The 17,393-nt window shown below is 57.3% G+C and carries 15 protein-coding genes and 1 pseudogene; 8 read left to right on the plus strand and 8 right to left on the minus strand.

The window, feature by feature from the left end; translation table 11 throughout:
* The first annotated feature begins 208 nt into the window (after nt 1-208).
* Genes hemC through LG290_RS16155 form a run of 4 tightly spaced genes read left to right on the plus strand, consistent with a single transcriptional unit; the run spans nt 209 to nt 4,735 of the window.
* The gene (hemC, locus tag LG290_RS16140) at nt 209-1,153 is read left to right on the plus strand and encodes a hydroxymethylbilane synthase (protein WP_499835657.1); all 945 of its coding nucleotides are present in this window, start codon (nt 209-211) and stop codon (nt 1,151-1,153) included.
* The gene (locus LG290_RS16145) at nt 1,150-1,929 is read left to right on the plus strand and encodes a uroporphyrinogen-III synthase (RefSeq protein WP_499835659.1); all 780 of its coding nucleotides are present in this window, start codon (nt 1,150-1,152) and stop codon (nt 1,927-1,929) included. The genes hemC and LG290_RS16145 overlap by 4 nt, the downstream gene beginning before the upstream one ends.
* Nucleotides 1,930-1,946: 17 nt before the next feature.
* On the plus strand, nt 1,947-3,455 hold the full coding sequence (locus tag LG290_RS16150; RefSeq protein WP_499835660.1) for a uroporphyrinogen-III C-methyltransferase: 1,509 nt from the start codon (nt 1,947-1,949) through the stop codon (nt 3,453-3,455).
* Nucleotides 3,452-4,735, plus strand: a complete 1,284-nt coding sequence (locus LG290_RS16155; protein WP_499835661.1) for a heme biosynthesis HemY N-terminal domain-containing protein — start codon at nt 3,452-3,454, stop codon at nt 4,733-4,735. The genes LG290_RS16150 and LG290_RS16155 overlap by 4 nt, the downstream gene beginning before the upstream one ends.
* A gap of 122 nt (nt 4,736-4,857) precedes the next feature.
* Here LG290_RS16155 and LG290_RS16160 read toward each other — a convergent pair whose 3' ends face one another.
* The 7 genes and pseudogenes from LG290_RS16160 to LG290_RS16190 all read right to left on the minus strand — a co-directional run bounded on the left by LG290_RS16160 (nt 4,858) and on the right by LG290_RS16190 (nt 12,162).
* Nucleotides 4,858-5,517: a hypothetical protein gene (locus tag LG290_RS16160; protein ID WP_499835662.1), complete on the minus strand. Its 660-nt coding sequence runs from the start codon at nt 5,515-5,517 to the stop codon at nt 4,858-4,860.
* A 104-nt stretch (nt 5,518-5,621) separates the two neighbouring features.
* Nucleotides 5,622-8,405, minus strand: a complete 2,784-nt coding sequence (locus LG290_RS16165; protein ID WP_499837130.1) for a two-partner secretion domain-containing protein — start codon at nt 8,403-8,405, stop codon at nt 5,622-5,624.
* 81 nt (nt 8,406-8,486) lie between these two features.
* Nucleotides 8,487-8,561 (minus strand): annotated as a pseudogene (locus LG290_RS16170) (ESPR-type extended signal peptide-containing protein); the annotation flags it as partial.
* 65 nt (nt 8,562-8,626) lie between these two features.
* Nucleotides 8,627-10,315 (minus strand): ShlB/FhaC/HecB family hemolysin secretion/activation protein, encoded by a 1,689-nt coding sequence (locus LG290_RS16175; RefSeq protein ID WP_499835664.1) that lies wholly within the window; start codon nt 10,313-10,315, stop codon nt 8,627-8,629.
* Between the two features lie 580 nt (nt 10,316-10,895).
* Nucleotides 10,896-11,342: a type II 3-dehydroquinate dehydratase gene (gene aroQ / locus LG290_RS16180; RefSeq protein ID WP_499835665.1), complete on the minus strand. Its 447-nt coding sequence runs from the start codon at nt 11,340-11,342 to the stop codon at nt 10,896-10,898.
* 20 nt (nt 11,343-11,362) lie between these two features.
* The gene (locus LG290_RS16185) at nt 11,363-11,776 is read right to left on the minus strand and encodes a fluoride efflux transporter FluC (protein ID WP_499835666.1); all 414 of its coding nucleotides are present in this window, start codon (nt 11,774-11,776) and stop codon (nt 11,363-11,365) included.
* The gene (locus LG290_RS16190; RefSeq protein ID WP_499835667.1) at nt 11,770-12,162 is read right to left on the minus strand and encodes a fluoride efflux transporter FluC; all 393 of its coding nucleotides are present in this window, start codon (nt 12,160-12,162) and stop codon (nt 11,770-11,772) included. The genes LG290_RS16185 and LG290_RS16190 overlap by 7 nt, the downstream gene beginning before the upstream one ends.
* Before the next feature lie 160 nt (nt 12,163-12,322).
* Here LG290_RS16190 and LG290_RS16195 point away from each other — a divergent pair, with 160 nt between their 5' ends.
* Together LG290_RS16195 and LG290_RS16200 are read left to right on the plus strand one after the other, a co-directional pair.
* Nucleotides 12,323-12,739, plus strand: coding sequence for a DUF72 domain-containing protein (locus LG290_RS16195; RefSeq protein ID WP_499835668.1), 417 nt, complete (start codon nt 12,323-12,325; stop codon nt 12,737-12,739).
* Nucleotides 12,740-12,964: 225 nt separating this feature from the next.
* Complete coding sequence (locus LG290_RS16200; RefSeq protein WP_160418447.1) at nt 12,965-14,308, plus strand: sodium-dependent transporter; 1,344 nt, start codon at nt 12,965-12,967, stop codon at nt 14,306-14,308.
* Between the two features lie 83 nt (nt 14,309-14,391).
* On the opposite strand, the gene LG290_RS16205 is transcribed toward LG290_RS16200, so the two are convergent.
* A complete protein-coding gene (locus LG290_RS16205) occupies nt 14,392-14,613 on the minus strand; it encodes a PA3496 family putative envelope integrity protein (protein WP_499835669.1) in 222 nt (73 codons plus the stop codon).
* Between the two features lie 242 nt (nt 14,614-14,855).
* Here LG290_RS16205 and LG290_RS16210 point away from each other — a divergent pair, with 242 nt between their 5' ends.
* Entirely contained in the window at nt 14,856-16,322 is a 1,467-nt protein-coding gene (locus LG290_RS16210) for a dihydrolipoyl dehydrogenase (protein WP_499835670.1), read from the plus strand.
* A 207-nt stretch (nt 16,323-16,529) separates the two neighbouring features.
* The gene (gene hexR, locus LG290_RS16215) at nt 16,530-17,384 is read left to right on the plus strand and encodes a transcriptional regulator HexR (protein ID WP_160418450.1); all 855 of its coding nucleotides are present in this window, start codon (nt 16,530-16,532) and stop codon (nt 17,382-17,384) included.
* Nucleotides 17,385-17,393 lie beyond the last annotated feature (9 nt).

Below are 17,393 nucleotides of genomic sequence, written 5' to 3' on the forward strand. Positions count from 1 at the left end.
TAATCACAAAAAATGATCATGGAAATTGCCCGAAAGTGTACCAGAGTCACCCCCTCTCGCGGCACGCCGATTTACTCATCGCAAAACCATCCTACGGTAGGGAACCGCACTTACTATTTTTACTACAGTTTTTACTGTGTGGCCGGGTGCTTTATGATGAGATCTATCAGAGGTTGACTGGCCGTGTCAGCGGCAAAGGGAGAATCACGTGCAAACCATTACCAAGCTACGCATTGCCACGCGTAAAAGCCAACTTGCCATGTGGCAGGCTGAATACGTTCGTGACCGCTTGATGGCGGCCAACCCGGGGCTTGAGGTGGAGCTGGTTCCCCTTTCCACCCGAGGCGACAAGATTCTGGATACACCGCTTTCCAAAATCGGCGGGAAGGCCTTGTTCGTCAAGGAGTTGGAAGAAGCGATGCTCGACGGTCGTGCCGACATCGCGGTGCACTCCATGAAAGACGTGCCCATGCACTTTCCCGAAGGCCTGGGGCTCTCGGTGATCTTGGAAGGTGCCGACCCCACCGACGCCTTCGTTTCCAACCACTACGCCAGCCTGGATGAGCTGCCGGAAGGCGCCCGCGTGGGTACCGCCAGTTTGCGGCGTGGACTACAGATGCGCGAAGCCCGCCCGGATCTGGAGATCCTGAATTTGCGTGGTAACGTCCAGACTCGCCTGAGCAAGCTCGATGCCGGTGAATTCGAGGCGATCATTCTGGCCACCTCCGGCTTGAAGCGTTTGGGACTTGAAGAGCGCATCGCCCTGGCACTCCCGCCGGAAGTCTGCCTGCCCGCCTGCGGCCAAGGAGCGCTGGGCATCGAGTGTCGCCTGCACGACCCCGAGTTGATCCATTTGCTGGCACCGCTGGATGACCCGGACACCGCGACCCGCGTACGCGCCGAACGTGCCATGAACACCCGCCTGGAAGGCGGCTGCCAGGTACCCATCGGGGGTCATGCCATCATCGAGGCCGACAATGTGACCCTGTGGTTACGCGGTTTGGTGGGCAACCCGGACGGCACCCAAGTGCTGCGCGCCGAAGGCCGTGGCTCGATGCACGAACCTGAAGCCTTGGGCATTCGCGTTGCCGAAGAGCTGCTTGACCTGGGCGCCGGCGAGATACTCGCTGAGGTCTACGGCGCCAGCGAATGAGTGCACCGGTGTTGATCTGCCGCCCGGGTGAGCGCGGCGAGGTATTGGCTGACGCCATTATCGAACAGGGCTTCGAGGTCGAGCGCCTCGAGGCGTTGACCCTGGAAGCCCTGCCCGAGACCCCCGCCTTACGTACCACCTGGCTAAACATCGACAATTTTCATAAGGTTGTAGTGGTCAGTCCCTTTGCCGCCCAATGCCTGAGCGAGGCATTCGACCGTTACTGGCCACAGTTGCCGGTCGGGATCGACTACTATGCAGTAGGTAACGCTACAGCGGCCACGCTGCATGAAACTCTCGGCGTGGCGGTACATGTGCCGTCTCCCCAAGCCGGGGAAGACACCAGCGAAGCGCTGCTAGCGCTGGGGTCGCTGCAAGCGCTGGCTAACCAGCGCATCCTGCTGGTGGCGGGGGAAGCCGGCCGCGCCTTACTTGGCGAAACACTGGCCGAACGTGGCGCAAACGTGACGCGCCTGGCGGTCTATCGGCGCTGTTTCAAAGCACCGTCTATCGACTTGCAGCGGCGTCTTCACGATGGAAATTATCAAGCATTAGTCGTCACTAGCGGCGAATTGCTTGAACATCTGGCAAAATGGTGCAATCAGGCAGCCTTGAACCAACCGCTAATCGTTTCCAGTCGCCGTTTGGCTACACTGGCCGACACACTGGGCTTTCGTGCCCCCATGGTGGCGTCGGGAGCAACACCGAATGCACTGACAGCCGCGTTGGCTCGGGCCTGTAACCCGAAGGGTGCCGATGTCGATCCAGGAACTTAACAAGGGCTAGCGACAGAATGAGCAAACAACCAAACGAACAGGACGACGCAAAGAAGACGTCCGACGCCCGTAGCGAAAGCTCAGAGCCACGCGGCGATACCGCCAGGGCGTCACCCTCTTCTTCTTCCGCCACTGAGCCGGGCAGCGACACCGCTGCCAAGAGCGATACGGCTACAAGCAAAGGCAATTCATCGCGCAATCATCGCTCCCGGCGACGTAACCGGTCCGAGAGCAACGCTGATGCCAAGCCGGCGGAACACAGCACTGAGCCGACGACACCCGGCACCAAGCCTGCTCCGTCCTCTTCTGCCAGCGGTTCTTCCAGCAGTGGCTCTTCTACCAGCGGCCCGTCCGCTAACAGCGCAACCTCTGCGGCTACCGGTAGTGATAGCGACAAGAAGACCGCCAGCGCCAAGGGCGCTTCGACGCCGCCACCGGCTTCCACCTCCTCCCAGGCCAGTAATGGCGGCAAGGGGGGTAGCGGCGGCAAGAGCGGTGTTCTGGCCTTGGTGCTGGTCATTCTGTTGGCCATTATACTGGCATTTGTTGCCTGGCAAGGGTGGCAGCGCCTTGAAACACAGCAACAGCGCCTGGAAAGCGTGGCTCAGCAGGCGGAAGACAGCGCTTCCATGCAGGCCTTGAACGAACTCGAAGCTCGCCTGGAAAGCAGCGAAACCGAGCGCAACCAGGTGTTGAATAGCGCGGTCGAGGAATTGCGTGACGATTTCGCCAGCTACCGCAGTGACGTCAATGAAACCCTGGATCAAGTGTTGGATGAGCTTTCCAGCGAACAGGACACTGACGAGCGCGAGTGGCTGCATGCCGAAGCCGCTTACTTGCTACGCCTGGCCAACCAGCGTCTGCAACTCGAACGTGACGTTGAAGGCGCCGCCGCCTTGCTACGTACCGCTGATCAGCGTTTGAAAGAAGCCGACAATCCTGCATTGACGCCGGTTCGCCGCGAAATCGCCCGTGAACTGGCCGCTCTGGAAGCCGTGCCCGAGCTGGACCGTACCGGTATTTATCTTGCCCTCAACGCCCAGCAAGAACGCATCGCCAAGCTGCCGCTTTCCCAGGAAATCGAAGAGCCGGCGGTGACTGCCGAACAGCAGATCGAGGAGCCGCCGGAAGGGTCTTTCCAGCGCCAGCTGGCCCGCTTCGGTGCCGAGCTGAAAGATCTGGTGGTAATTCGTCATCATGATGAAGCGCTGGAAGCCTTGATTACCCCGGAACAGGAATCCTACTTGCGCCAGAGCCTGCGCCTGGTACTCGAACAATCGCAGCTGGCCCTGCTCAAGGAAGAACAGGAACTGTTCGAAGCCAGCATCGACAAGGCCCTGCAACTGCTCAATGGCTACTATGACACCAGCCGCAGCGAAACCCAGGCAGTGATCGATCGGCTAGAGGAAATCAAGCAGACTCAAATTCGCCCGGAACTGCCGGACATCAGCGAATCTCAGCAAGCCTTGGCGCGTTTCATCGAACGCCGGTTCCAATCGCGCAGCGATGATGGAGGTGATGCATGAGAAAACTGCTACTGCTGATAGTCCTCGGCTTGGCGGTGGGGGCCTTGTTCGGGCATCTCATGATGTCGGTGCCCGGCTACTGGCTGATCCGTATCGGCGATACCTCAATGCAGACCTCGTTCTGGTTCGGCCTGGTACTGCTGTTGGGCGCCTTCATCATCTTGCACTTCGCCTTGCGCCTGCTGGGCGGGCTGATTCGTCCGGCAGGCCGCTTCAAGCGCTGGAACATGCGCGCGCGCAATCATCGGGCGATGAAAAAGACCGTACATGGCCTGGTGGCACTGACCGAAGGCCGCTGGAAACGGGCGGAAAAATCCTTGGTCAAGGCGGCTGATGATTCCAGCACGCCGCTGGTCAACTACCTCTCCGCCGCCCTGGCCGCGCATTACCAGGGGCATTATGAAAAAGCCCAAGAGCATCTCAACCAGGCCCAGGTGACCACGCCGGGCGCTGATACCGCGGTGGGCCTGATGCAGGCTCAGCTGATGATCGATCGTCAGCAACCCGAAGAAGCGCTGGCCATCCTGACCCGGCTGGACAAGAAGCTGACCAACCACCCCCAGGTACTCAAGCTGCTCAAGCAGGTGTATCTCAGCGTCAGTGACTGGGAAGGCTTGCGCCACCTGCTTCCCCGGCTCGCCGCTCAGCGTCTGATTTCGCTACAGGAACGTGAGCAACTGGAATACCGCGCCTACCGTGAACTGATCGTTTTCGAAGCGCAGAATCCCAGCGACATCGAGCGGGTTCGCAGCTTGTGGGCGGACATGCCCGATTACCTGCGCGCCAATAGCGAACTGATCATGCTCTATACCGAAGCGCTGGTACGGGCGGGTGAAGAGCCGATTGCCGAGCGCTTGCTCAGCCATTCACTGGATCAGCACTGGGATACGCGCCTGGTAACCCGTTACGGCCTGATCAACGTGGACGCCGCCCGCCAGCTGGCAAAAGCGGAGAAATGGCTGCAGGAGCGGCCCAACGACCCGGAACTGCTGCTGGCACTGGGACGTTTGTCACTGCGTACCGGCCAATGGGGCAAGGCGCAGGAGTACTTCGAAGCCAGCCAGCGCCAGCGGCCCAACGGCGTGGTATGTGCGGAGCTGGCTCGCTTGTTCGCCAGCCTCGGCGAACATCACAAGAGCCAGCTTTACTACCGCCACAGCGTGGAAATGCTGGCCAAGTCGTTACCTTCGCTACCCCAGCCAAGCGACGCCGAAGCGACCAAAGTCGACAAAGGCAAGGACAAGGATACCGGCAAGGACAAACCGAAAAAGAGCGCTTGAACGAACTTTGTGACCTTCGCCAAGGCGAAGGAACAGCCTGAAAGGCCCTACGGGGCCTTTCAGACGACTGACAAACCCCACTTTTTGTGGGGTTTCGTCGTTTGGGGTGCCCCCAAACAGGATCACTTCACATCGTAGTAGGATGCAAATACGGCATGATTCGAGCGGGTTTCAGGCAGCACATAGACGATACCATTGGAGTGTTTGAATGCGGTACTTACCACAGTTGTATAAAAGTTTTCCGGCACATTGATGCAGCCATAGGATATCCGGTTGTCGTCTGCCTGGGGGGACGCCAGTCGCTCCTCCCGGCGTTCCTTGGGGGTGCCGGTTACGACCGGGTGAAGGGAAATGGCGGTTTCATAATCTATCCAGAGTATCTCGCCGCCCTTGAGGTTGCGTCCCAACGAGGCCACGAAGCGGCCCGCAGGCGTCGTCCGCTCTTCTGGAAGAATGCTTGCCAGAGCTCGCTCGCCAATGCCCGGAACGGAATCATCCCCCACCGCCAGACCCAGCAAGGCGGATGCCTCTCCACGGAGTTGGCCTTGCGCATTGAACATGAAGACCCTGGCCTCTCGCTTGTCGATAATCATGAAGGGCATGCCGAGATTATCTTCTGAGTCAGCAATCCAGTTAACGATGGTTTTCACCTGCTCTGATGCGTGTTCAACAGTGAATCGTTGCGCTGAATATGACGCCTCATAGGAATTTGCCTGAGCAGCTTGAGGCGCGACAAAGGCAATTATCAGCCACCACAGACATAACGTTTTCAGACGATTCAAGAACATGCCTCCTGCGGCGATTTCCCAACGTTTTGGTCACTCACAGCCGCTTACCAGCGCCTTGATAGCGCTGGTAAGCGGCTTGTTCTCCCCATGCTTCAGGTTTAGAAGCGGTCCTGCTTGGGCGCATAGACTGGCGGTACATAGGCATCGACCGGCGGCGTTACGAGGTCGACTTCCGATAGCAGCCCTACCCGCTCGAGCTGCAATGTCGGAACATTAACGGCGGCGGTCGCGAAGGTCAGCTCCAGCCCCTCGCTGTTATTCACGGGCGGGGCGACAAACACCCTACCGTTTTCATCCAGTGCAGAGATGTCTGACCTGAGGGCTTCCTCAGGCAATTCAGACAATGCTGCTGCCAACGGCAAGCTCGGCTCCGATCCGTCGGGGTCGGTGGTGCTGGGATCCGTCGTACTCGGGTCGGTGGTGCTGGAATCTGTCGGCGTGGAGTCGACAGAAGCGGCGCTAACAAACAGCGCCCCCTCGACGTAGTTGATGGCGTAATTGCCGGGATCGAAAGTGCCCCCCGTGGCATCTGATGGAGTGATCGCATAAGGGCTGCCATCCACACTGGCCGTGGCAACCGTGCCGTCACTGGTCAGAGTGACGCTGTCCACTGTCTCCGCATTCACCAGCCCTTCAGAGGTAAACGCCTGGGGCGAAAGCACGAAGGTTTCCCCGAAGACCTTGGTGCCGTCATTGGCGGTGATGGTCAGCGGTGCCGGCGTGATATCCGCCCTCGTTAAGTAGGTATTCGCGGCGAAGTCGTTTGGGGCAAAGAGGGCATACTCATCATCGGCAAAGGTGGTTTCATAAGTAATCGGCTTCTCGACGCCCACGTCCTTGGTATCAAACAGCGCATTACTTACTGCGCCCATTTCAACCCCTGACGGCTGTGTACCGGTGATATCAGGCTCGAAACCACTGACGGTGGCGTCCCAAAGACCATCGTAGACTTTGTCCTCTCCAAGCCCGAATACCCAGGCCTTGGCATCCAGTTGTGTGGGGGGGTTGACCAGGGCCAGTTCATAAGCGCCAATCTCACTGTTGGTGGTGCCATAATCAACAGGGTTGAAGCGTACAGTCAAGGTACCCGTACCCAACGTGATGCAGTCGGTACAGTTAGTTAGCACGGTGCCGCCAAGGATGGCGCCCGGTCCGGTTCCGTCATTGTCGGCAATCAAATTAACATTGCCGGCGTTCGACGCCGTAATCGTTGATCCTGCATTAACAATGACATCCTGGCCGGCGAGTGCGGTGATGTTGCCGGTGGTGTTAGTGACGGTGGAGACCGCCGACAGGGTCACGTCGTTCTTCGCCTGGAAGGTGATGTTGCCGTTGGTGGTGGTGACAGTGGAGTCGACGTTCACGTCGCGCTCGGCGTTGGCTATCAGGCTCCCCTCGGTAGCTGTAATCGGCTCGTTGATGTTGACGTCGCGATCGGCATCGAGGGTCAGCGTCGTCGCTGCCGTCCAGTCGATGCGGTCATTCACACTGATGTCGCCGTTTCCAGTACCGCTTGCGCCGCTATTTTCGGTGGTGACGGTGATGTTGCTGCTAAGTAGGCCGCTTTCCAGATCGAGGACATTGATATTGGCCTCATTGACCCCGGAATCCGGGGCGAAGACGTTGTCGGTTTTGGTAACGTCCGACGACGTGGGCGCATTGGATATGGTGATATCCGCCGGGTCGAGCAACCACATGCCCACGGTGCCATTGGGTGCGCGGGTATCGATCCTGATGTCCGCCACATCCAGCCAGCCACCGGAGGTCTCGATCAGGCCGCCGTCACCGGATTGAGCACCGCCACGGGCGCTGATACTGCCGTAGGCACGGGTTGAATCATCCGCCCACAGCACTGCCGTACCGCCGTCACCCGTCGTGATGGCGTCAGCATAGATGTTTGAACCGGCGCTCATGTAGGTAGCGCTGGCGTTCTGCACAGCGGGATCGTTGCCCTGGTAACCGCCACCGATCAGCACGCTGCCACCGCCGGCATCGCCGGACGCATCAATCAGCGCGTCATAGAGGCCGACGTGATGGGCGGTCGCGGTGATGCTGCCCCCGGTTTCCCCGGCATCGGCGCCGGACACATCCAGGCTGCCGCCAAGGTTCAGGGTACCGCTCTGCATGTCACCCGTCAGCATGATGGTGCCATTGCGATTTTCGATGCTCCGGGCGCGGATCACCCCGGTGTTGTTGACCGTGGACTGGAACAGATCGCCCGCCGATTGGGCGGTCATCAGGACCTTGCCGCCATCGGCCTGGATCATCCCACCGTTCTGCACCAGCGCATCCAGCGCGCCCTGGTTGACGGCCACATTCAGCAAGCCGTCGCCGGCCACGTCGAGGGTGATGGCGTCGCCCGCCGCCAGCGCCACGCTACCGAGATTGGCCTGGAGGGTACCCTGGTTGCTGACATTGGCGCCGAGCAGGGCGATATAGCCGCCGTCGGCATTGATCGTGCCCTGGTTGACGATACTGCCGTCACCCGTGCCCGCGAAGTCGTAGCGACCGGCCATGAAGTCACTGTCGCTGAGGCTCAGGGTGGAGGCCACCAGGCCGCCGACGTTGACCGAGGCGTTCTGACCGAAGAGCACGCCGTTGGGATTGATCAGAAACACGTTACCGTTCGCAGTGAGAGTGCCCATGATGGCCGAGGGGTCTGACCCCAGCACTCGGTTGAGTACAACCGAACTACTGTCGGGTTGCCGAAAGTTCACCGCCTCTCCCGAGGCAATATCAAACGCCTGCCAGTTGATGGCGGCATTCTGGGTGGTCTGGGTGATTTCCATCGCAGTAGCGTCGCCACCGATAGTGGCACTGCCGGCCGACACCTCGCCTCCCACCGGCAAGGCCCAGGCATTGCCGCCGGCAACCAGGATCATCGAAGCGACAAGAGGTCTCAGTGCGAATCGGGCTTTACCTGCTGAAGCTCTGTTGCCACTGCTGGTGGTTTTCCTGCCGCCACTCTTTGCAAACTCGGATCCTGCGACAAAGGTGCCGATGTTTTGTTTCCAGATGGATTGGTAGATCCTGTTCATGATATTTCCCCGAATATGTCACAAGCCTTGTTGAACGGCTGGAGCTGATGTATCGAAAAGAGCGATCAGAAATACTTGACCAGCTGTAACCAGAATTGACCGTCCGAATCCGGTGCTGAAGTGGCTTCTTCGTTACCCAGCTTATGGGCGTAGTAGGATTTGACGGAAAAGTTGTCGTAGTCGATCCAGTTGACGCCCACGCCAGCTCCGCTCAGGGTCCGGTCATTGTCAGCACGATTTTCAGAATCGCCCCAAGGATCCTTGTGGACAGTGACGGTACCCGCATCGACAAAGCCGATCAGATGTACATTGCCTGGCACCTGCTCGGAAAGGCCTGCCAGCAGCAGCCGGGCTTCGAGGGTTGCCAGATAGCCTTCATCGGCGAAGGCTTCACCCTGGGGATAGGCGCGCACACCATACATGCCGCCGAGTGACATCTTCTCCGAGCTATCGAGATTTTCCGAGGCGAACTGGGCACTGACCGACCCATAGAGAGAGAAAATGTCGGTGAGTTGCTGCACGCGCATGACGCTCAAGCTCACTTTCTCGTAGTCACCGTTGGTCTTTGCCGTAATGGCATCTATATCGCGAACAGAGGGCGTTTCGATATCGACTTCGCCAGCATGCAAGGTGACGGAAGCAGCCGTCAGGCCGCCGGCACCCAAACTATCGCGGTGGTCACCATGGAGACTCGCCGTCACCACATTGACATTCTTTTCGCTGGAGAAACGATCGTAGCGGTCTTCGAAGGTCTTGTAGTCGTAGCCAATTTGCGCATAGAGATTGCTCTGGCGTGAGCGAATCAGCGGGTAACGTCCAAATAAACTAGCAATCTGTGCATCGCCCTCGGCACCCAGATCACTGAATTCCTTGCCCAACTCATACTCAAGATGGCTGTAGGCCACGCCGGCCGTCGCCTTGCCAAACTGCATCTGATAGGCGGCGCGAGCATAATCAAGGCCGTCGAAACTGCTCAGCACGCGCAGGCTGGCCACATCGCCTCGTCCTGCCAGATTGTTGATATGAATCGTTCCGCCCAGACGCTCCTCGCCGGTGTAGTAGTTGCCAGCGTTGTCGGCATCGATACTGCCTGTCACCCGCCGTCCGGGGGTGACATCAACGATCAGGTCAGCCGCACCCACCGTCCTACCCGGCACCAGCGTCGATTGGACGTTGACCCCGGGGATATCCGACATCAGCAGGAGGCGGCTCTCGAGAGGCGCGCGCTGGATCACCTCGCCATTGTCGAGCCCACCAAGCAGGCCATCGGCCAGTCCGTCCGAGAGATTGCTTTGATTGCGTAGGGTAATATCGCCATAACGACCCTCAACCATCGCGATCGTCACCTCACCACCCTCTATTTCCTGTGCAGGCAGGTAGGCTTGCGCGACAAAATAGCCGTTCTGGTGATAAAAATCGGTGATCCGGGAGGCCATTGCCTGTAGATCGCCAAGGCTGAGCTGTGCCCCTGGCCTGAAGCCGGTGAGGGAGACCAGCTCCTTCTCGGAATACAGGCTCTGTCCGCTCAGGTGCAGTGAATTGACCTCGATCTTTGCCGTGCTGGAAGCCCCTATCACCGGTACTTGTGGCTGTTGCACGTCAATTTCCGGTGCAACTCTCTCCACAGTCGGTGTTGGCGGGATCTGTTGAAGCTGGCTGCCGGCATTGGGTAGAGTGGCACCGGGAACTTGTGCGGCAAAAACTCCTGGACTTAACACTAGTAGTGCAAAGGGGATAAGCTTTTTATGCGCCATACTAATTTTCCTTAGCATTTTATATTCGAATTGATTAAAGCCTGTAGGCAAACACAGGCTCTTGTTGATTAATTTATTCGTAAATTTTTATAAAACTGTCACAGGCGCACTCACTGACTTCCGGCCCTTTAAAGCGCCGGAGAGCAAATGATATTGTTTTGAAGTCTTTGTCTTCTCGCCACAGCCGGCAAGAGGTTAAGAAAACAGAAAAAAGTGGTGAAAGAGGAGACGTTGGCTAAATAATAAAAATGCAATTCACTGAAGTGGAATGTATTCCGCTTTATCTAGAAAATACTATTTATTCTTTTAAAATGCTAATTATTTTGGATGAGAATTTTAAGTTCACGAATTACACTTTATTCATAGCCTCATCTAGAGAATAGTATGAGAGAGATTTTTTTATATAATACGTTGTAACTGCATAGATTTATGCCCGAGAGCGGGTTGTTCTCGAGCGTCTGCCAGAACGATTCCGCAAGCAACTGACTCAGATCAGGAAAATTCAATCAGCCAGGGTGCCGCAAGGCACCCTTTTTTATCTCGCTTGGCTCGAAAGACGAAGTGTTTTGAATAGCGAGACTCAGGTTCTTGCTGCTTTGATAAGAGCATCCAGCGCCGCCTGATAGCCTTGGGTACCCAGACCGGCGATCACAGCATCGGCACGTAGCGAGACATAGGAGTGATGTCGAAAGCTTTCACGCTTGTGCACATTGGAAATATGCACCTCGTAGACTCTCCCCTCGAATGCATTCAGCGCATCGAGTATCGCAATCGAGGTGTGGGTATAGGCGGCCGGGTTGATGATGATGGCAGCGGTTTCATCAAGGCGTGCCGCCTGGATGGCATCGATCAGCTCACCTTCATGGTTGCTTTGCAACGCCTTGATCTCCCATCCATTGAGAGTGGCTTTCTCATAGAGAGTGTGATTGACGTCGGCCAAGGTCTCGTAACCGTAAATCTCCGGTTGCCGGCTTCCCAGAAGGTTGAGATTGGGGCCGTGAAGCACCAGCACTTTGTCTTGACTCATCGTCTTAGTCTCCGAATTCACTAGATTGCTTGTCGCTTCGCTAAACGTTGCCCGCACCAAGCCGCTCCCAGCCACAAAAAAGGGCTGCCCAGGGCGTAGATCACTGCCAACAGGACAGCATCGCCTTGCCACAGCACGAAGACTTCCAGGCTGAACAATGAAAAGGTGGTGAAGCCTCCGCAGAACCCCGCTACCAGAAAGGGCTGCCAGCGGGTCAAGAAGCCTTGGCTGTAAGCAGCAGTGACCACGCCGGCAATCAAGGCCGACCCCAGTAGATTGACGCCCAAGGTGCCCCAGGGAAAATAAGCACCGAACAGATTCAGGGAAACTATGCTTACCAGATAGCGACTGCCTGTTCCCAAGGCGCTACCCAGCCCGACGGCAAGGTAAATCATCACCTCTCGACGGCGCCTCAGGGCAGTAGCCGTCACCATGGAGCTCGCCCCAACCAGTATCCCAGCGCCAGCAACATCAGTCCTCCCAGACAGGTACCCCCCATATTGAAGATAGCCGCCTGATGCCTACCGCTTTGCCATAGGCTCAGTGTTTGCAGGCTTAATGACGATACCGTGGAATAGCCTCCCAGCAAGCCGGCGACCAGCATATACCACACAAGGCTCCGGGCACTGAGATCAGGCGCTGGCAGCATCCCCGCCACTAGCCCGATCGCGGCGGCAGCGGATAGGTTGACTCCCAGGGTGCCCCAGGGAAAGTGGCTGCCCACCAGGCGCGCCAGTGCATTGGAAACTGCCAGACGTAGCATGCCGCCCAGTGCGCCCCCTATCATTATCATACCCAGCCATTGCCAGTTGATCCCCACCCTTGTCTCCTCGTGCTACATTGCGCTGGAATCGATGAAGGTGTTTTCCAGCGTAGAAGGCAATACTATCTTTTATAGCGGCCTTTTATAGCGGCGCGCCACGAAGTGACATCGTAGCGACCTGGGCGCAGCAGCTTGGCCGCGTGAACTACCCGGTGCCGTGGAAGTATATCACTCGGAATTCTTCCACAAGAGAGGGGCTGAAAAAGCCCTCAACCGATTGTTGATAACTTATCAGGCCAATCGGGTAATGCTGGATGTATACCCCTTGTTCTCCACGCCGTTCCATGGCCATTCCGGCCTGGTCAAAGCGCAACAAGAAAAACCCAAACTCCCATTACACGTGCTTTCCACGCGAGATACTCCGGCCATCAGGTTCATTGGCCATATTGACAAATTAATCAATAAGCGTCATTTCGCGCCTTGGGAAAAATGCCTGAACCTGTGGATAAGTCAGGGGAAAACCATTTTCTTGCTTGTGCATACCGCAGACAACCGCGAAGCTCCCGATATGGTACGTAGCCTCTATGAGCCACTGGCCAAGAACACACCTTCCCGATTTGCCCTCTTTTTTTGACGAACAGCAAACCCGGCTGTTTTAAGTTAAATTTTCAGGCCGCTTCGCTGGCATACACTGCTTTGATCGGATAAATTGCCTCCACTTCGGAAATTAATCTCAATTTGACGTTCCGAACCGTTGTTTTCCTCGCAGCGTTTTATGGCGTTGGCCCGAGGTACGCAATTCACTATCCAACTAAACAGTACTCGACTAAACGGTACTCAACTAACAAGAAGGTGATGTATGGCGAAGCTTGCACATGCGCAATGGTCATCCAGGATGACCTTTGTGCTAGCCGCTGCCGGCTCGGCGGTAGGCCTGGGCAATATCTGGCGTTTTTCTTATATGGTGGGCGACAACGGCGGCGCAGCGTTCGTGCTGATCTACCTGGCTTGCGTAGCACTGGTCGGTTTACCGGTGCTGGTTGCCGAATGGATGATCGGGCGGCGGGGACAGAAAAACCCGATCAATTCCATGGCTGAGCTGGCCAGTAAACACGGCAAGTCGCCGGCCTGGGCGCTGGTGGGAATCAGCGGTGTACTGGCCGCATTCTTGATACTCTCGTTCTACAGCGTGATTGGCGGCTGGTCGCTCAACTACACGCTCGGCACGGTCATCGGAACCTTCGATGGTCAGGATGCCGAGAGCATCAGCGACTTGTTCGGCGGCATGCTGGCAAGCCCCGGCACCTTGCTGCTGTGGCACACGGCTTTCATGCTGTTGGTGATCGGGATTGTGGCGCGTGGCGTGACCAAAGGGCTGGAAAGCGCGGCACGCTTGATGATGCCCGCCTTGATCGTGCTGATGTTGGTATTGGTGGGTTATGGGGTGGCCAGCGGTCACTTCGGCGAAGCGCTGGCCTTCATGTTCCGCCCCGATTGGAGCGCTGTGAATGGCGGCGTCGTATTGGCCGCGATGGGCCAGGCATTTTTCACCCTGTCATTGGGCATGGGCATCATGATGGCCTATGGCTCCTACCTGGGAGAAGACGTCAATCTGATCAGCACGGCGCGTACCGTCATCATCCTGGATACCAGTATCGCCCTGCTTGCGGGTCTGGCCATCTTCCCCATCGTGTTTGCCAATGGCTTGGGTGTCGGTGAAGGGCCGGGATTGATCTTCGTCACCCTGCCGCTGGCCTTCGGTAACATGGCAGGAGGCACCATACTTGGCTTGATGTTCTTCCTGCTGCTTACCTTCGCTGCCCTGACCTCGGCTATTTCGCTGCTTGAGCCGGTAGTGGAAATGATGGAGGAACGCACCTCCCTGGCACGTGTCGGCGCCACCCTGGTCAGCGGCGTTGCGGTATGGATGCTGGGGGTTGCGGCACTGCTGTCGTTCAATGTGTGGGCGGACTTCCAGATCATCGGGCTAAATATCTTCGATCTTCTGGACACCTTCACCAGCAAGATCTTGCTGCCGTTGACCGGCCTGGGTGCCATTGTCTTCGTCGCCTGGTGCCTCAAGCGTGAAAGTGTAGAAACTGAACTGGGGCTATCCGCCACCGGCATCAGCTTGTGGAATATCGTGGCACGCTTCATTGCGCCAATCGGCGTGATCATCGTGTTTGTCGCCGGGCTTATCTAAAGCCCTCACAAGCTCTAACGCTAACTACCAGGTTAGTTATCGGGCTACAAAGGGCCTCGTCACTCAGCGGGCGAGGCCTCCTTTCAATGCAATTCGCTTTCCAGCGCATCTTCCTCTTCTCCGGGTAGCAACTCGATATCCCGCGAGAGTTGTTGAAATTCCCGATGCAACTCTATTCCTCGACGGGCGCGAAAATTGCGCTGTGCGGCGTGGCGACGGCGTTCAATATGTTCATCAAGTCCCAGCGTCATGAAGATATCCAGAAGCTCACTTTTGACTGAAGTTAACCGTTCGACGTTACGCATAGCGTCGCTCCTCCAGATGCCTATTCCTGTATTCCCCTGTCCGCGTAGCATCATTTACTGATGATGCAGCGTGACACGTCATTTTTACTATAATCCAGTTGACGAAATGATAACGTTCCGGGAAAGGAGATTCCGTCAACGCTCGTTTACGCTATTCGCCCCTAACGTTTTATTCGTCATAACGTTCAGCGATTTTTTCAATGTCATCGTCAGGTAACTAATGTCACGCTAGAGGAGGTCAAATGCAGCAACGAGACGTCGATATCGCCATCATCGGAGCCGGCAGCGCCGGATTGAGTGCTTGGCATGCTGCCAATAAATACACAGATAACGTGGTGATCATTGAAGAAGGAGAATACGGCACCACCTGTGCCCGGGTAGGCTGCATGCCTTCGAAATTACTGATTGCTGCTGCTGAAAGGGCGCATCAGGTGGGTGATGCAGCAGGGTTCGGCGTAAAGGTGGATAACGTAACGATCGATGGTCGCGCGGTGATGGAACGCGTCAAGCATGAGCGTGACGGTTTTGTCGATAGCGTCCTGACGTCCATGCAACGTATTGATGCAGCCAAACGCCTGGAAGGTCATGCCCGATTCATCGATGCCCATACCCTGGCCGTCGGTGAGCATAGCCGGGTACGGGCGCGTAATATTATCATCGCCACCGGTTCACGCCCTACCTGGCCAGACAGCTTCGAAGGCGCAGGAGACCGGCTGATCGTCAACGATGATATCTTCGACTGGGACAATCTACCCGAATCAGTGGCGGTGTTCGGCCCCGGTATCATCGGGCTGGAGTTGGGCCAGGCCCTGCATCGCCTGGGAGTGCGGTTACGCATGTTCGGTATCGGTGGCAGCCTGGGGCCATTTCAGGACGACACCCTGCGTGACTACGCCGATCAGACCTTCAAGGCGGAGTTTTATCTCGACCCGGATGCCAAGGTGGAAAGCATCGAGCGGGAAGGCGACCAAGTCGTGGTTACCTTCCTTGAACGCGATACTGGCCAACGCCTGACTGAACGCTTCGACTACTTGTTGGCCGCTACCGGCCGACGCCCTAATCTCGATAAGCTTGCGCTGGAAAATGCCGGCCTGGCGCTCGATGACAAGGGAGTCCCCAGCTTCAATCGATTCACTCTGCAATGCCTGGATGCCAGCGGTGAGCCAAGCCATATTTTCATTGCCGGCGATGCCGACCAGGAACTTCCCCTGTTGCATGAAGCCATCAATGAGGGACGCATTGCTGGCGCTAATGCCGGACGCTACCCGGACTGCCGAGTCACTCAACGCAATGTGGCGTTGGCTATCGTCTTCACCGACCCCCAGATAGCCACGGTAGGTTCCAGCCGCGAGGAGCTGGAACAGTGCTATGGCGGTCATGGCTGCATTGCGGTGGGGGAAATCACGTTCAAGAAACAGGGCCGCGCGAAGGTCATTCGCGAAACGCGTGGCATGTTACGCCTCTATGCAGAACATGGCAGCGGCCAGTTTCTGGGCGCGGAACTGTTCGGCCCACAAATCGAACATATGGCGCACCTGCTGGCGTGGGCGCTGGAACAGAAGCTTTCCGTGAGCCGGATGCTCGAGATGCCCTTTTATCACCCGGTGCTGGAAGAAGGGTTGCGTAGCGCCCTGTATGACCTCAATGCCGACCTCCGCAAAGGGCCGGAAATCATCGAGCACTGCATGGAGTGCGGACCGGGGGATTGAGCGATAGCAGAACGTCACCGTCTGGTCGCCGCGACTCGAAAGAACCTTGCGTTACCTCACAGCAACGCCCTTGTGCACAGCGGCTGCCCATGTCGCTGTCTCCTCCAAGCGGCCACTTTCCCTGCCCATTTCTGCCATCAGTCAGGCATACTGTGACGGGCGTCGGTCGACCGGCGTCGCTTATGTATCATTACCGAGGAGCTGAACGTGAGTCGCGCCCTGTTCGATGAATTGAGACGCCGCATGGAGCACTTTCGCCGCTCCGAGCAAAAAGTGGCACGCTTTGTGCTGCGCAACCCCGATGATGTTATCCACATGCGGATTGTCGACTTGGCCACCGAGGCCAAGGTCAGCGAACCCACGGTAGTGCGCTTTTGCCGAGCATTGGGTTGCAATGGTTTTCAGGACTTCAAGCTGCAACTGGCCCAGATGCTGGCCACCGGCAGCCAGTTCGCCCAATTCTCGATGAACGATAGCGACTCGGTGGCAGAATTCTCCTACAGTATTTTTGACTCCACCGTGGGTACCCTGCTTTCCATACGTGACCGCCTGGATAACGATGCCCTGGGGCGTGCGGTCAATGCATTGGCCATGGCCAACCGCGTCGAATTCTACGGCTTCGGCGCCTCGGGCGCAGTGGCCTTTGATGCCCAGCACAAGTTTTTTCGGCTGCAGATTTTCACGTCCGCCTACGCCGACCCGCACATGCAGAACATGTCGGCGGTGACCCTCAAGGAAGGCGATGTGGTGGTGGCAATTTCCCAGACCGGGCGCACCAAGGCACTGGTCGCCAGCGTCCGCCTGGCACGGGAAGCGGGTGCCACAGTGATTGGCCTATGCCCCAGTGGCTCGCCGTTGGCCGAGGAAGTCAGCCTGCCGCTGTATATCGACGTCCACGAAGACACGGAAATCTACACTCCCATGAGTTCACGCATTGCGCATTTGGTACTGATAGACGTGCTTGCCGTGGGCGTGGCCAAAACCCGCGGACCCAAGTTGGCGCAACAGCTCAAGGCAGTGAAGAAAAGCCTCACCCCGCTGCGCTTTCCCGAAGAAGGATGAACGCCAAGA

The sequence above is a fragment of the Halomonas sediminis genome (genome assembly GCF_044871105.1).
GTDB lineage: Bacteria > Pseudomonadota > Gammaproteobacteria > Pseudomonadales > Halomonadaceae > Vreelandella > Vreelandella zhuhanensis.

What these genes read in the sequence shown, in the direction of transcription:
- LG290_RS16145 (WP_499835659.1), top strand. Translation starts at nt 1,150, where the DNA reads ATGAGTGCACCGGTGTTGATCTGCCGCCCGGGTGAGCGCGGCGAGGTA.
- LG290_RS16150 (WP_499835660.1), top strand. Translation starts at nt 1,947, where the DNA reads ATGAGCAAACAACCAAACGAACAGGACGACGCAAAGAAGACGTCCGAC.
- LG290_RS16155 (WP_499835661.1), top strand. Translation starts at nt 3,452, where the DNA reads ATGAGAAAACTGCTACTGCTGATAGTCCTCGGCTTGGCGGTGGGGGCC.
- LG290_RS16165 (WP_499837130.1), bottom strand. Translation starts at nt 8,405, where the DNA reads ATGATCCTGGTTGCCGGCGGCAATGCCTGGGCCTTGCCGGTGGGAGGC.
- LG290_RS16175 (WP_499835664.1), bottom strand. Translation starts at nt 10,315, where the DNA reads ATGGCGCATAAAAAGCTTATCCCCTTTGCACTACTAGTGTTAAGTCCA.
- aroQ (WP_499835665.1), bottom strand. Translation starts at nt 11,342, where the DNA reads ATGAGTCAAGACAAAGTGCTGGTGCTTCACGGCCCCAATCTCAACCTT.
- LG290_RS16185 (WP_499835666.1), bottom strand. Translation starts at nt 11,776, where the DNA reads ATGGTGACGGCTACTGCCCTGAGGCGCCGTCGAGAGGTGATGATTTAC.
- LG290_RS16200 (WP_160418447.1), top strand. Translation starts at nt 12,965, where the DNA reads ATGGCGAAGCTTGCACATGCGCAATGGTCATCCAGGATGACCTTTGTG.
- LG290_RS16205 (WP_499835669.1), bottom strand. Translation starts at nt 14,613, where the DNA reads ATGCGTAACGTCGAACGGTTAACTTCAGTCAAAAGTGAGCTTCTGGAT.
- LG290_RS16210 (WP_499835670.1), top strand. Translation starts at nt 14,856, where the DNA reads ATGCAGCAACGAGACGTCGATATCGCCATCATCGGAGCCGGCAGCGCC.